The organism is Micromonospora sp. DT48 (genome assembly GCF_049844495.1).
In the GTDB taxonomy this organism is placed as follows: domain Bacteria; phylum Actinomycetota; class Actinomycetes; order Mycobacteriales; family Micromonosporaceae; genus Micromonospora.
On record NZ_JBNCLE010000026.1, the window covers coordinates 23,668 to 36,614 of the forward strand.

Annotated in this window: 14 protein-coding genes; 9 read left to right on the forward strand and 5 right to left on the reverse strand. The window is 68.0% G+C overall.

Features of this window, described 5'->3' with window-relative positions; all coding sequences use genetic code 11:
• Positions 1-95: 95 nt before the first annotated feature.
• Both ACLQ2S_RS24475 and ACLQ2S_RS24480 read left to right on the forward strand, forming a co-directional pair.
• Positions 96-596, forward strand: coding sequence for a DddA-like double-stranded DNA deaminase toxin (locus ACLQ2S_RS24475; protein WP_425703134.1), 501 nt, complete (start codon positions 96-98; stop codon positions 594-596).
• Between the two features lie 38 nt (positions 597-634).
• A complete protein-coding gene (locus ACLQ2S_RS24480) occupies positions 635-1,000 on the forward strand; it encodes an Imm1 family immunity protein (RefSeq protein ID WP_425703136.1) in 366 nt (121 codons plus the stop codon).
• Between the two features lie 613 nt (positions 1,001-1,613).
• Here ACLQ2S_RS24480 and ACLQ2S_RS24485 read toward each other — a convergent pair.
• Both ACLQ2S_RS24485 and ACLQ2S_RS24490 read right to left on the reverse strand, forming a co-directional pair.
• Positions 1,614-2,279, reverse strand: a complete 666-nt coding sequence (locus ACLQ2S_RS24485; protein ID WP_425703138.1) for a 2'-5' RNA ligase family protein — start codon at positions 2,277-2,279, stop codon at positions 1,614-1,616.
• A complete protein-coding gene (locus ACLQ2S_RS24490; RefSeq protein WP_425703140.1) occupies positions 2,276-3,631 on the reverse strand; it encodes a helix-turn-helix domain-containing protein in 1,356 nt (451 codons plus the stop codon). Before ACLQ2S_RS24490 ends, ACLQ2S_RS24485 begins: the two co-directional genes overlap by 4 nt.
• Before the next feature lie 526 nt (positions 3,632-4,157).
• Here ACLQ2S_RS24490 and fxlM point away from each other — a divergent pair.
• The 4 genes from fxlM to ACLQ2S_RS24510 all read left to right on the forward strand — a co-directional run bounded on the left by fxlM (position 4,158) and on the right by ACLQ2S_RS24510 (position 8,386).
• Positions 4,158-5,033 carry a methyltransferase, FxLD system gene (gene fxlM, locus ACLQ2S_RS24495; protein WP_425703142.1) on the forward strand — a complete coding sequence of 292 codons (876 nt, stop codon included), beginning with the start codon at positions 4,158-4,160 and terminating at the stop codon, positions 5,031-5,033.
• Between the two features lie 621 nt (positions 5,034-5,654).
• Positions 5,655-6,185, forward strand: coding sequence for a methyltransferase domain-containing protein (locus ACLQ2S_RS24500; RefSeq protein ID WP_425703144.1), 531 nt, complete (start codon positions 5,655-5,657; stop codon positions 6,183-6,185).
• A 54-nt stretch (positions 6,186-6,239) separates the two neighbouring features.
• Complete coding sequence (locus ACLQ2S_RS24505) at positions 6,240-6,896, forward strand: hypothetical protein (protein WP_425703146.1); 657 nt, start codon at positions 6,240-6,242, stop codon at positions 6,894-6,896.
• 773 nt (positions 6,897-7,669) lie between these two features.
• Positions 7,670-8,386 (forward strand): hypothetical protein, encoded by a 717-nt coding sequence (locus ACLQ2S_RS24510; RefSeq protein ID WP_425703148.1) that lies wholly within the window; start codon positions 7,670-7,672, stop codon positions 8,384-8,386.
• Positions 8,387-8,451: 65 nt separating this feature from the next.
• On the opposite strand, the gene ACLQ2S_RS24515 is transcribed toward ACLQ2S_RS24510, so the two are convergent.
• Positions 8,452-9,018 carry a hypothetical protein gene (locus tag ACLQ2S_RS24515; protein ID WP_425703150.1) on the reverse strand — a complete coding sequence of 189 codons (567 nt, stop codon included), beginning with the start codon at positions 9,016-9,018 and terminating at the stop codon, positions 8,452-8,454.
• A complete protein-coding gene (locus ACLQ2S_RS24520; RefSeq protein ID WP_425703152.1) occupies positions 9,015-9,581 on the reverse strand; it encodes an RNA polymerase sigma factor in 567 nt (188 codons plus the stop codon). Before ACLQ2S_RS24520 ends, ACLQ2S_RS24515 begins: the two co-directional genes overlap by 4 nt.
• A gap of 869 nt (positions 9,582-10,450) precedes the next feature.
• On the opposite strand from ACLQ2S_RS24520, the gene ACLQ2S_RS24525 reads away from it, so the two are divergent.
• Together ACLQ2S_RS24525 and ACLQ2S_RS24530 are read left to right on the forward strand one after the other, a co-directional pair.
• The gene (locus ACLQ2S_RS24525) at positions 10,451-10,648 is read left to right on the forward strand and encodes a hypothetical protein (protein ID WP_425703154.1); all 198 of its coding nucleotides are present in this window, start codon (positions 10,451-10,453) and stop codon (positions 10,646-10,648) included.
• Between the two features lie 54 nt (positions 10,649-10,702).
• Positions 10,703-10,936, forward strand: coding sequence for a hypothetical protein (locus tag ACLQ2S_RS24530; RefSeq protein WP_155222121.1), 234 nt, complete (start codon positions 10,703-10,705; stop codon positions 10,934-10,936).
• A 193-nt stretch (positions 10,937-11,129) separates the two neighbouring features.
• On the opposite strand, the gene ACLQ2S_RS24535 is transcribed toward ACLQ2S_RS24530, so the two are convergent.
• Positions 11,130-11,801: a hypothetical protein gene (locus tag ACLQ2S_RS24535; RefSeq protein ID WP_425703156.1), complete on the reverse strand. Its 672-nt coding sequence runs from the start codon at positions 11,799-11,801 to the stop codon at positions 11,130-11,132.
• 682 nt (positions 11,802-12,483) lie between these two features.
• On the opposite strand from ACLQ2S_RS24535, the gene ACLQ2S_RS24540 reads away from it, so the two are divergent.
• Positions 12,484-12,804, forward strand: a complete 321-nt coding sequence (locus tag ACLQ2S_RS24540; RefSeq protein ID WP_155222119.1) for a helix-turn-helix domain-containing protein — start codon at positions 12,484-12,486, stop codon at positions 12,802-12,804.
• Positions 12,805-12,947: the final 143 nt, after the last annotated feature.

Sequence of the window (12,947 nt, forward strand, 5' to 3'; positions counted from 1 at the left end):
GGCTGGGCGGCGGAAGCGACACCAGCCGACCGCCCGCCGCACCCGCAGCGGCCGACGCTGCGGCAGCACGACCCCAGCAAGATCCCGGTGGTGACATGGGTGGACCGAGCGGGCAGCCGAGGGCGGGTGCCCCACGGCCGGTCGGCCCCGAGTGGGTGCCAGCCGATCCGGCGGCCCTGCCCGAACGCGTACGCCACGCCGTCGACCATTTCCAGACTCGCCCCGCCGGCACGACCCGGCCCACCCTCGGCCTGTTCAACGGCGAGGAGATTTACTCAGGAGGCGGCGACCGGTCCCTGGCCGCCGACCTGGACCACGATCCGCTACGCGGACCACCGGTCACCTTCTACGACCACGCAGAGTCCAAAGCCGCCGCGCGAATGCGGCACACCCACGCCCAAGAGGCCGACCTCGCGATCGACAACACCGTCTGCGGCAGCAACGACCGGGACCAGAGCTACCCCTGGACCTGCGACAAGATGCTTCCCGCCATCCTGCCGGCGGGTAGCCGCCTACGCGTGTGGGTCACCCGCGACGGCGGAACCACATGGTGGCACCGTGTCTACACCGGCACCGGAGAAAGGATCACCCCGTGACACTGCGGCTACGGGACTACCACGGTCACGCCTACGACGTGACCAGCCCTGACGACGCCGGACACTGGTTCGATGAGCAGACCCAGACGGTCATGCCCCACGGAGGATGCGGGCAAACCCTTACGATCGGCACCGACGACAAGCCGGTCCTCCGCATCGACATCGACATCGACGCCGACCGCGCTGCAGTGCAGTGGCTACCCGACGGCAGCTACGCCACCGAACACGAACCCGACACACCAATCACCGTCTACGAATCACCCGACACCGGCCTGATAGACATCGCCCCCGAACTCGCCCGAGTCACCCCCGCAACAGCCCGAGCAGCCCTCCTCGAATACGCCACCACACGCCAACGACCCATCACCATCGGCTGGAGCCACCGAGACCAGTCCCCTTCATGACCCGCCGCATGCTGGACGCCAGCCGGCTCCGCGTTCCGGTCACCCACGCCGCCGGAACATCGACGGACGAGGGTCTCGCCCGACTCGCGCGACCAACCGTTCCCGCTGCACAGCCGGGTCGCCCAGCTCCGAATACGCGGTGGCCATAGTCGTACGCCCGGTCTTCGTCCTGATGGAGCTCGGGTCCCCGGAGGCGTGCCATGGCCAAACAAGCCCAACCAGAAGCAGGCCGTCCGGGCTTGCATGGCGAGAACGGTGAGCCCTACAGCGTGGCGGCGCGCACTGTGCAGTCGTCACGCCCGACCGGACAGCAGGCTGCCTAGGCGGGCACCAGCGGCAAACCTCGTGCCGGACAGCCATCTGTTCCCGCCGTGGCGTCCGATGCACCTCCATCGGGATCCGGCGACTCTGGCTCGGAACCTTACAAAGCGGCTGTGCGAAGGAATCGCCTCACCCCGTATCAATGGGCTTGGAGAACGGCTTTGCCTTACTGGGACGTCGCCCCGATCGCTGAAGCCCTCGCGTAGACGGTCATCGGCCCGCAGCGTCGCCAACGGTGCCCATGACGCCCGTGTACCCGCTGCAGGTAAGGCGGTGCACTGACGAGCTGAGGTCACTCGGCCAAGGGCACCGTCGCGACTGTCGTCCATCGATAGGTGCGGTGCTCCCGTCGGAGCGCGATCAGCGGCACCTGCCTGATTGCCACCCGCACCGGAGGCCGGTCACGGAGTTCGGCCAGCCGGGCACGTATGGGTTCGGTTGGTGCTGGTGCGCCGCTGTAGGCGATGGTGACGTGCGGCCGGAATCCCTGCGCGGGCTCGGGGACGATGGGCCACACCGTGCCGATGGCGTCCCTGATGGTGGCACGGAGGTGTTCAACGCGGTCCCAGGGCCGCACGAGCAGGCCGACTCCTTCGGCGTCGGGGTCGACCGGGCCGAGAGACAGCTCCAGCGGCGGCAGACTGGCGATGCGTTGCCGGGTTTCGGCGACGATCGCCTCGATGTCGGCGTCGCTGACCTCGTCGGTGAAACCGAGTCCTTGCATGGTGAGGTGCAGGCCGTCGAGCGGCACCAAGTCCAACCCGGGCAGCGCCAGTTGGCGCTGTAGCTCGGTGACGAGGTGGTCGAGTTGGGGTTGGTTTTCGAAGGTGAGGTGCCAGGTGTAGAACTGGCGGTCGGCTCGCCAGCCGGGGCGCCAGTACCAGTGATTGGTGAGTTCGGGCAGAACCTGGTAGGCGGTCCAGCGCTGGTGCAGGCTGGCCAGTTCCCGGCTACTCATGGCGGTGATGGTAGAGCGGGCGGTGTCGTGGCATCGAGCTGTGTGCGGTCGGCGAGCATGTCGGCGACGTGACGCAGCCGCGGGTGGCGGACGAACGGCTGCGCGCCAGCGAGGAACTGGCGGGCGCGTTGGTGGACCGATTCGAAACGCTGCTTCGCGGTGAGGGTGAGCGCTTCCACCGCCAGCGTGGCTGCCTGTTCGGGGTCGGGGTTGTCGGTGTGCAGGTACGCGGTGGCCAGGTCGAGGCGGCTCAGTGCTCGCGGGCCAGCCAGCGCCGCTGCGTCGAAGGCGGTGATGGCGGTGGTGAGGTGGTCGGTGACGCCCGCGCTGCGGCCGAGGGCCAGGTAGGCGGTTGCCGCGTTGGCCGCGGTCCTGGCCCGGCAGTACGGGCCGAGGCTGAGGCTCGCGCTGACCTGGCCACCAGGTGGGCGGTCGGACAGCATGGTGAACGCGCGGTCGACGGCGCGGTCGACGCCGTAGCGGTCGCCGAGCCGGGCGAGCGCGCGGGCTTCCCCGTTGATGGTGAGACGGAGGCGGTGCGGGCTGGCGCTGGCGCTGGCGCGCCGCAGTCCGTCCTGAGCGTAGGCGAGCGCGTCGTGGTAGTCGCCGGTGTAGAACGCGATGAGGCTCTGCGTGGCGCGGGCCCAGGCCTGCACGTCGGGCTGCTCGGCGGCGTCGGCGAGGTCGAACGCTTCGGCGGCGTAGGCGTGCGCCACCCGGAACGCACGCAAGTCCAGGGCCAGTGCGCCGAGAATCCCGGACAGGTGCGCGGCGGCGGTGTAGAGCCGTGCCCGTTGCGGCGGATGCTGCCGGCCCGCCATGAGCTGGTCGACATAGGCGCGCAATGGTCGCATGCGCACCATGAGAACCGCCGGGGTGAGGCGTTCGTTGTCCGTGATCGCCGTCCGCACCTCGTTTTCCAAGTATGCCAGGCGGGCGTCGTCGTCGGTGGCCGACTTCAGTGCCAGCCGGCGAGCGTCGATACTCTCTTCGAGTTCCCAGAGAACAAAGCCACCATCCACGCCAGGGGCATTGGGGCTGGTGTGGGTGGGCGCCGCCGGCCGGGACCTGGTGGTCCCCTGAATCGCCGACAAGCGGCGCCGCCGGCCCAGGTCGGCGATGTGGTCATACTCGGCGGCAAGCACGCCCCCGGTCTGCAGCACCGTGTCGCAGCGGGACCAGAACGCGCGGTCGGGGTGCTGGTGGCCGGTCTCCGTGTTCGCCACCGAGCTGCGCCCGTACTGCACGAGCCGGGCGAAGCCGTGCTGCGTGTGACCGGCGGCCTTGCGCAACTGGGCGAGCCGACGGCCGAGCGCACGCCGGGCGGTCCTGATCTCGTCGCTGTCGGCCATCGCTGCTAACCCCCAATCACCTGCGGACGTAACCGGTCACGATGCGCGCACACCATAGCTTCAGTCGGTGACATCCCCGACCGGCCGGGACGCTGTCCGGCGATGGCGCGGCCGACGCTCGCGCCCGGGATCGCGCGGCCCTGCGCACTGGCTCATCGGCTGCCATTGTCGGGATCGATGGCAAGCCACAGCCGGATTGCGTTGTCAAAGTTTTGTCGGAGTCGGTGGCGACATCTGCCGACAATGTCGGGGCACGACGCTGCGGGCGTGTCGACCGGAGACGGCATACCGTCCCGGCATGCCCTCCGAACGCTGCGACTTCACGCCCGACTAGCCAAGGGGCACACTGACCCGCGACCTGTGCGGCGTGCTGACCCACCAAGTCCTGTTCCTGTTCAACCAGCTCGCTACTCGGCCCCTGATACCTGGCTGCTGGCCCGGCCGCCGAGCACATCCACCTTCCACCACTCGTCCAACATCCCACCCGGCTATCAACATGCCGAGGCGACCGACAGCAGGGAAAGCGGTGAACACCTCCCAAGCCACACCTGACGCCGTCAACGCAGCGGCATTGCGTGAACAGCTCGTCTCCACTCTCAAGCAGCGCGGCCACATCCTTTCCGCCTCTGTCGAGCAGGCATTCCGGACGGTGCCCCGCGAACAGTTCCTCCCCGGCGTCGACCTGGAAACCGTCTACACCCGCCGCCAGATCGTCACCAAACGCGACCCCCACGGCGCCGCGCTGTCGTCGGCATCAAGCCCCAGCCTCGTCGCGGACATGCTCGAACAACTCGACCCGCAACCCGGAGACCACGTCCTGGAGATCGGCGCCGCCACCGGCATCAACGCCGCCCTCCTCACCGAGCTGACCAACCCCGGCGGCACCATCACAACCATCGAACTCGACCAGGACCTCGCCGACGGTGCCCGCGCCAGCCTCGACCGCGCCGGCTACCACACCGTCGAGGTGATCTGCGGCGACGGAGCCCACGGCCACCCCGAATCCGCCCCGTACGACCGGTCCATCATCACCGCCGGAGCCTGGGACATCCCGGCAGCCTGGTGGGACCAACTCGCCGACCACGGCCGCATCGTCGTACCCCTGCGCCTGCACGAGAGCGGCCTAACCCGTTGCTTCGCCTTCGACCGCACCGGCCCCACGACCCTGGTCAGCGCCATGACACCACTGGTCTGCGGATTCGTGCCCATGCGCGGCACGGCCGAGCACACCGACCAGCACGTCCACTTGGACTCCGACGTGGTCCTCAAACTCGACGCCGCCGACCAACCCGACCGCGCCGCCCTCGCCCGCGCCTCCACCACCCCCGGCATGAACGCTGGACCGGCATCCAGGTCACCGACGATGACCCCATCGGCCACCTCGACCTGTGGCTCCTCGTAAACGCCAGCAAGCCGTTCGGTCGTCTCCGCACAGGCGACACCGCCCGCACCAGCGCACTGGTCACCCCCGCCTACCGCTGGGCCGGAACCGCCATCTACCACGGCGGCACCATCGCCTACCTCGCCTTCCAAGCCACCGGCGACGGCCAGCACGAACTCGGCGCCATCGCCAACGGACCCGAGGCCGACAAGCTCGCCGCGGAACTGACCGACCTGCTCGACCAGTGGGACGAGGCCGGCCGCCCCAACAAGCCCACCGTCACCGCCCACCGCGCCGGAACCCGACCGATCCACACCGGCGACATCAGCCGACCCGACACGGTCCTCACCATCTCCTTCTAACCACACGGCACCGGGCGGAACCCCGCCCCGGCGTCTCGACGCGAGCGGCCGGCGTGCAAAGCACTACCGCAGCCAACCGCACCCCTTGCGCCCCGAGGCACGGCCTTGCGCGCAACAGGACTCCGCCGCCCCGGGTGACCCAGCGACTATGCCGGCGCACCATCCGAGGCCGAGGACTGCCCGTCGTGGCGACTCAGGCCGGGCGCGTTTTGTCACATGCGCCCGATATTGTCGCCGCGCATCCGCATCCCCATCGACGCCCGCTCACGGAGGTCAACCCATGGCTGGTTCAACGCTCGACACCGTCGCCGCCGATGAGGCCCGCGCCCTGCTCGCCAGCCAGCTCCTCGCCGGCCGGTGGATCACGTCGCCGGCGGTGGAGGCGGCATTTCGTCGGGTGCCGCGACATCTATTCGCGACCGACGGCGTCAGCATCGACGCCGCGTACGCCGACGACGCTGTCATCACCAGACGCGGCCCGGACGGACGCGCGACGAGTTCGATCTCCGCGCCGTGGCTGCAGGCCTACATGCTGGAGCAAGCCAGGCTGGCACCGGGCGCCCGGGTCCTTGAAGTGGGTTCCGGCGGCTACAACGCTGCGCTGATCGCCGACGTCGTCGGCCCGGACGGCGCGGTCGTCACCGTCGACATCGACGCCGACGTCACCGACCGCGCCCGCACCGGCTTGGACCGGGCCGGCTACCAGCAGGTGACGGTGGTACACGGCGACGGCGAGTACGCACACCCGCCCGCCGCCCCGTATGACGCCATCATCGTCACCGTGGAGACACCGGACCTTCCACCGGCCTAGCTCAATCAACTCACCCCGACCGGTGTCCTCATCGTGCCGCTGCGGATACGCGGCATGACCCGGTGCCTCACCCTGCGACGCCACGAAGACCATCTCCTCGCCACCGCGGCACTGCAATGCGGGTTCGTGCCGATGCAGGGCGACGGACGCCATCCCACCCGCCGTCTGCTCCTGCGCGGCGATGACATCGTCGTGACCCTGGACGACACCACCACCGAAGTGAACCCGGACGCACTCGCCTCCGCCCTGCACTCACCGCGGCGGGAGGCATGGTCGCCGGTCACCATCACCATGCACGAAGGCTCGTCCTTCGAGTCGCTGCACCTGTGGCTGGCCAGCCAACCCCGACCCTTCGGCACCCTCGCCGTGGACCGCGAACGCGCCGCCGGCCTGGTGGACCCGCAAGACCGGTTCGTCTGCCCGACCCTGCTCACCGCCGACAGCTTCGCCTACCTCGCGATGCGCAAACTCGACGACACCACCTGGCAGTTCGGCGCCCACAGCTTCGGCCCTAATGCCGACACCCTCACCACCGACATGATCGACCTCATCACGGTCTGGGAACACCATCACCGGCACGGCCCCGGCCCGACAATTACCGTGCACCCCAACGGCACACACCCGCCCACACCCGACGGAACCCAGCTACTCGTAACCCGCCGCCACACCAGGATCACCGTCACCTGGCCCAACTCCGGGGAACCGCGATGACCACCGACCCGTCGCGCATCGAACGGACCTCCCCGGGCTCTATTGGGAGAGTCGGATATCAGAACGTGCGCAATGCTGCGGCCGGCGGCTACGAGCCGACGTACGCGGGAATGTACAGACGAATGTAAACAGAGGCGTACAGACGGACGAGACGACCGGGTGCACGTGCGAGCATCGACCTCCGCGAGTCGACCCGCAGACTCAGCTCAGCGAGACTCGCAGGCACGCGAGTCGGCGACAGTGGCCGGCGACTCGGTATCGACCACATGGCGTGGTCGCCACCATTTGGCTCGGCAGTAGCTGCCGTTGTGGCGGCGAGGCGCGCCGCCCGCGACACCTTCGTCGGACAGGAGACCTCTGATGTGAGTTCGACGCCTTGAACCGACAATCCTAAATCAGAAACTAACATATTTAACAAGTTGTTACGCATGACTACGGTTAGTCATGAGCTTCACTGCCTCTACCAGCCAATAGGCGGCGCCGCCTCCACGCAACGCGATCCCAAGACCGCCGGACTGCGGCCCTTCAGACCCAAGGGACAGCGGAACAGCAATCATGCGTGATAGAAATTCGTCTTAGCGGCGGTCTGGAAGAGTTAGAGCGGAGGCCCTTAGAGTAGCCAGACCCCGGGTCCTTCTGTTCCCATCAGGAAATCTTCAGCGCACGCCTGCACTCAAGCCACATGGTCATACTGGAATGGGAGAAACTCGGGCCCGAATTGCCTTCCGGTGGACCTCGAATTCGACCCAAACTCCTCTAGGAAGGACGTCATCTTGCGTCTCGGCAAGCCACAACACTCCAGGGCCATCTTGGCCGCAGTGGCCTCAATTTCGGCAGCATTGCTGTTCACGCCTGCGTCCGCGATCGCATCACCCCAGGTGCGATCGGCGCCCGCGTCATCCTCAGCGGAGGCGACAGCAACCACGTACGACTGGAAGAACGCAACGGTAGCGCCAACTAAAGCACAACTTCAGCAAGGAATCGACGACGTCCTTGCCCGGACTCCGGGTGCCCGACAGCTGAACGCGACGAGCGTCGAAATGGCCCCGGGCCTTGTGATGAATTTCCGGAACCCGGTGCCGGACGGCGCTAGGCAGGCGGATTCCCCGATCACCACACAGGCTACCTGCAACATTACCACTGTCTGCGTGTACACGAATCGGCAGTACGGTGGCGACGAGTTGGTCTTCAGCGTCTGCGGCCGGGAGTGGAACCTCGGGAATGTTGCGTATCCCGGTGGCGGCTATTGGAACGACCGGATTTCTTCCATCACCAACCAGCAGACGGGGTCCGGCGCCACCTCGTATTTCTACGACTACCGCGGGTCAAACGTCTGGAACAGAATCGTGACTGTGGCAATCGGCAACTACCGGTCGAACCTCGCCTTGGACACGAGGGAGGACGGGCTGTCTGGTAGCCCGAACGATAAGATCGACGGTGTCCACGTGTGCGGCGCGGTTCCTTCGCCTTGGCGGCCGAACTGGCCGTAACCCGGTAGCTTCCCCTCGGGGTGATCTGGGAGAAGGAAGTCTTCCTTCTCCCAGATCAACGCGTGTCAGTCGACGGTAGGAGCTACCAACATTCCAACAGATCCACAGGTTCCTGGCGGATTCTTGAACTGCTGGCCGTCGAGAACGTAGATCAGTTGGCCCCACTCGGCCGAGGACGGGGAGGCGCTGGCGCCGGGAGAGGGGCTGGCCTTCTCGGCCTTCACGCACGCGTATAGATGGTTGGGTGCCTCGTCGCCGAAGATTCGGCTCCACGACCTGCGGCACGCGTCGACCGGAGACTCGCCTGGGTTCGACGCGGCGTCGCCCATCCTCTGCAGGTTGGCCGTGGCGCACACGAAGGCGTCACCGTTGGCGGGCAGCGCTTCGGGAGGAGCGGTGGGCGCGTTGTAGGCGCCGATCGCGGCGGTCGCGCCACCAGCGAAAAGCGCGCCCAGCGCCACCGCGCCCGCGACGCGGGCAGCCCTACGTCGTGACCGACCTTGAGGTTGCCGTGGCGTGTCGAGGATCCGAGCGAGCATCGCTTCTCCTTGCTGGCTGGCCGAAAAGCCAGCCCGGCTTTCGGGGCGGACGCCCCGGATCAACTGGCCGATGTCGCTGTCGTGCCGCTTCACTGAAGCCCCCTCATGTATGCCGTCAGACTTGCCGCGGACGGTGACTGCTGAGCCACTGGCTTCTCCTCATGGACCGCCTTGAAGCGGCGGTGGGCTCGATGCAGCCGGACGGCGAAGGTCGCCGTAGAGCAGCCCAGCACTGAAGCGGCGTCGCGGCCGCTGAAGTCGTACCAGTAGCGCAGCAGCAGCACCTCACGGTCCCCCTCGGGCAGGGCTTCCAACGCCGTGAGAACGTCTACCCGCTGTGCGGCGACCTGGCCGAGATGGTCATCGTCACGATCGGCGTACGCGCGCAACCGATCCTGTAGCGCCGCAGCAGTTCCGCGTATTCGCTGGTGTTGCATCATGAGCCGTCGGGCGACCCCGAACAGCCACGGCCGCTCCTGGCCTTCCCTGATGGCCTCAAGTCGCCGCCACGCCACGGTGAACACCTCGGCCACCAGATCCTGGGCGTCTTCCCGGTCCAACCGGGCACTGACGTACGCCAGGACCGCATCGCCATGCCGACGAAACACCTCGGTCAGGCGCTGACGGTCTGCGGCCGCCCTTTGATCGTCCTGCACCGATCCTCCAGATGGTGGTTTCACACCCATACTTGTCGCCAGACGACGAAATCATTACCGTCATCCAGCACCCACTCGCCGTTTTCCTTGTCAACCTTGGCGAGCATCCCCAGCGCGATGCATGTGCTCCATCGGGGCAGGGGCATCCTGACGGATCACGTCGATCATCGAGATGACATGCGCGGGTGTGCTCCTTGTCGGTGACATGTTGTCTCTGTAACTCCATGACACCGACGGACCGCCGGCCGAGCCAGCGACCCGGGGAGGGCGAGCCGGCAGGCGAACGGCTTGGGTCGAGGAGGAGACACGCCGCGTTGCGGCGGCAGGTCCGGGAGCTTGGGGAGGATCAGGACATCTGAGGAAGGCGGTCGGTATGTCGTCGGCGAGGCGCACTGATGAAGCGTCGCCCGGCGAAGAGGTCGTCGCCGACGGTGGCGAGGTCGGCGTGGACCGGGGGTCGGGTAGATCATCGACCCCGAAGGGTGTGGCGGCGCAAGACAATCAGCCCGAACCGCAGGGACTTGCCCGTCTTGGCGGCCACCGTGGAAACCGGCCTCCGCGGATAAATCGGCAGGCAGGGGCGTGCGCCGGCCCGGCAAACCTAACGTTCCGTCATTCCTTGCCGCCAACCGTAACTGGCCGGCCTCATGAACGCGGCCCGGCTGCGTCGCGATGATCGGCATAGATAGGAATTCCTCGATGCGGCGAGAGGCCATCCGATTGCTTCGGACTCTCAGTCCGGCCGCACGTCTGAGCATTTGCTCGTCGTTGACCAGCACCCAGCCTGAGCGCGCTTCGATGAGTGGACCGGAGTTGGTTCGCCCACGATGTGCCGCCCTCGACGGGGCGGGATGTCTACCGTCGGAGGAATGAAGCTGCTGCTGCGCGGCGGGCCCGGCGACGGGCAGGTCGTCACCGGCGGCGGGGAGACCGTCGTCTGGCGAGCCTGCCTGTACGAGATCACCACTGAGTTCGCTCACCGGCAGGGAGACGACCTACGGGTCTACCGGCACCGCCCCGACTGCTGCGAGCAGTACGGCAGGGGCGCCGAGGACCGCTGCGAGTGAACTCCATCCCACCAGCCACCCACAACCTGATCGAACATGCGTACGATTCGGGTCATGGATCAGGTGGTCAGGAGGTGGTGGAACGGCGCATGGGGGCGGCTTGCGCGCCGCGACGTGTGGCTCGTCCGCCACACCCGATGGACGGTCGTCGCCCGCGCCGGGGACAGCGACACCGGCAAGACCCTGCGCTGGGAGTTCGACAGCCAAGCCGACGCCCAGGACATGATCGACCGCCTCCTGCGCGCACCCTCACCCGGCTCCTGGCGCGAGCACGTCAGGCAAGACTGACCCGGCCCCCGACGCCCCCTGTGGCCGTCACACCGTCCGCAGACCGGTACGACGGAGCACATGGTCCAGCCGAGCCCATGCATCGCCCTGTTGGGCACGCCGCCCGCAGCGCTCGATCCCGACGACATCGTCACTCGTCACAGCGCTGGGGCGGTGTGCGTCACTGGTTGTTGACTCAGCGGCTGGTTGCCGCCTATGGACGTCGCCGGCGGGGGCGCCGTGTCCACGGGCCTGGACGACGGTGCTTGGGCCGGTGGCGGGCCGGGCGGACGGGTCGGCTGGGGCGCCAGACGGTGCCCGCCCAGGCGCGCGACAGCCGGGAGTGGAAGTCGGCCGGCACGGCGTCCTCGATGTCACCCAGCTGGGTCAGGAACGGCCATTCCCCGTAGCGCAGCAGCGGAAGCCCGTGCCGCTCGAGCGCGGCCCGCGGCAAAAGGTGGAAAAGCGGCGCGTACTCGTAGTAGCGACTCGCGGTGCGCGGGACGAACACGACGTTGACGTCTCCCCGGTCGGCCACCCGGTAGAGAGGGCCCGGCAGGTCCTCCTCGCCGAAGATGCGCCGACGGAACTGCGCGGCCTCCCACAGCTGATTCCACCGGGACACCGCGACCGACGTCTTGAGGTCGGTTTCGTCGACCGTGCCGCGGAACGGGCGAAGCGGAACGGTGACGTACTCCGGCCGCGTCGGCTCCTCGGCCCGCAGGACCGCGGTGTTCATGAGACCGGCCGAGATGTTCCCGAGGCGCGGGTACATGTCCGGGGCTGCGTGTTCATGCCCCGGCTTGAGGACCATCGAGAACTCGTCCTCGCCGGCCTCACTGTCGTCGGCCATCGCCTCGTCCATGGTGCTGATGCTTGCAGTCATGTCCTTCTCACGACGGCGCGGCGCGTATCCGTTCCTCCACGGCGGAGACATTTCTCGAGCCGGTCAGTCGTGGCGCCGACGCTCGCCCGTTGACCACGCCAGGGTCGGCGAGGTAGCGGTGCGACCACGTCTTGGGGCTTTCCGTCTTCGCGGCGATCGCGCCGAGGCTGGCGCCCTGCGCCTTTGAGCAGCCGGACGTACTCGATCTTGTCGTTCGCGTGTGCGACAGGGCGGCCGACGTGCCGGCCCTCGGCCTCTGCGACCGCGCGGGCGTTCGCGGCACGCTCGGCGGTGAAGGTGCGTTCCATCTCGGCGAACAGGGCGCGATCCGGCCTGCCCTCGTCGGCGGTGATGATCGACAGCGGATCGGCGAGCGGCCGGACACCGACGCCGCGCTCTGCGAGGGCGGGGGTGCCGTGTTGGCGGGCCGACCCGGCATCGGCCCGCCCCGGACCCTGTCGGTCGGCCGCGCATGTTGTGGGCCGCACGTCCGTGCGGGGCCCCGAGTCAGGCACCCGTCCTCACGTCGCTGCCGGCTGAAGCCTCTGCATGAATGCCGACCGCGCTCGCTGCCTGCGGTCGTTGCTTATGACCCACTCCCGGATGCCGATCGACCGCACCCGAACAGAAAGGCACGACTACGCCCCGCGCCTCGCACGAACCCACCAATGAGGAGATAGCCATGCGACCGTCAGGAGATAATCACTCGGTATCACCACAGCAATTCCCCAACTCCACGCCGACCGACTCGCAGAACGTGTGGACAGCCGAGAGCATCCGTGCATTGGGTGTCAGCACCGACTTGGCTACTGCGGCCTCGGTGCTCGGCATGTCGCGCTCCACGGCATACAAGCTGATCCGGCGCAACGCATTTCCCGTGCCGCACTTCCGCGTCGGCGCCCACTACCGGATCCCCACCGCGTCGTTGCTGGCCGCTCTACACCTGCTCGATTCCCCCGCGCCACGAGAGATACCCATCACCACTACGGACACCCCTCCGTAACCGCCTGACCCACAGGGCCTAGCAGCTACTCCGGCTGCGCGCCGCGCCCATAAAGGTGGATCCGCATCGCGCACCCAAGTCGGGGGGGGGGGGCCCCGGGGGGGGGGGGGGCGGCCGGAGGGGGTGGGCCAGGGTCGGGCGGG

Excerpts from the sequence above, each read along its gene's own strand:
- ACLQ2S_RS24475 (WP_425703134.1), top strand. The coding sequence starts at position 96 with ATGGGTGGACCGAGCGGGCAGCCGAGGGCGGGTGCCCCACGGCCGGTC.
- ACLQ2S_RS24485 (WP_425703138.1), bottom strand. The coding sequence starts at position 2,279 with ATGAGTAGCCGGGAACTGGCCAGCCTGCACCAGCGCTGGACCGCCTAC.
- ACLQ2S_RS24490 (WP_425703140.1), bottom strand. The coding sequence starts at position 3,631 with ATGGCCGACAGCGACGAGATCAGGACCGCCCGGCGTGCGCTCGGCCGT.
- ACLQ2S_RS24500 (WP_425703144.1), top strand. The coding sequence starts at position 5,655 with ATGGCTGGTTCAACGCTCGACACCGTCGCCGCCGATGAGGCCCGCGCC.
- ACLQ2S_RS24505 (WP_425703146.1), top strand. The coding sequence starts at position 6,240 with ATGACCCGGTGCCTCACCCTGCGACGCCACGAAGACCATCTCCTCGCC.
- ACLQ2S_RS24525 (WP_425703154.1), top strand. The coding sequence starts at position 10,451 with ATGAAGCTGCTGCTGCGCGGCGGGCCCGGCGACGGGCAGGTCGTCACC.
- ACLQ2S_RS24530 (WP_155222121.1), top strand. The coding sequence starts at position 10,703 with ATGGATCAGGTGGTCAGGAGGTGGTGGAACGGCGCATGGGGGCGGCTT.
- ACLQ2S_RS24535 (WP_425703156.1), bottom strand. The coding sequence starts at position 11,801 with ATGACTGCAAGCATCAGCACCATGGACGAGGCGATGGCCGACGACAGT.
- ACLQ2S_RS24540 (WP_155222119.1), top strand. The coding sequence starts at position 12,484 with ATGCGACCGTCAGGAGATAATCACTCGGTATCACCACAGCAATTCCCC.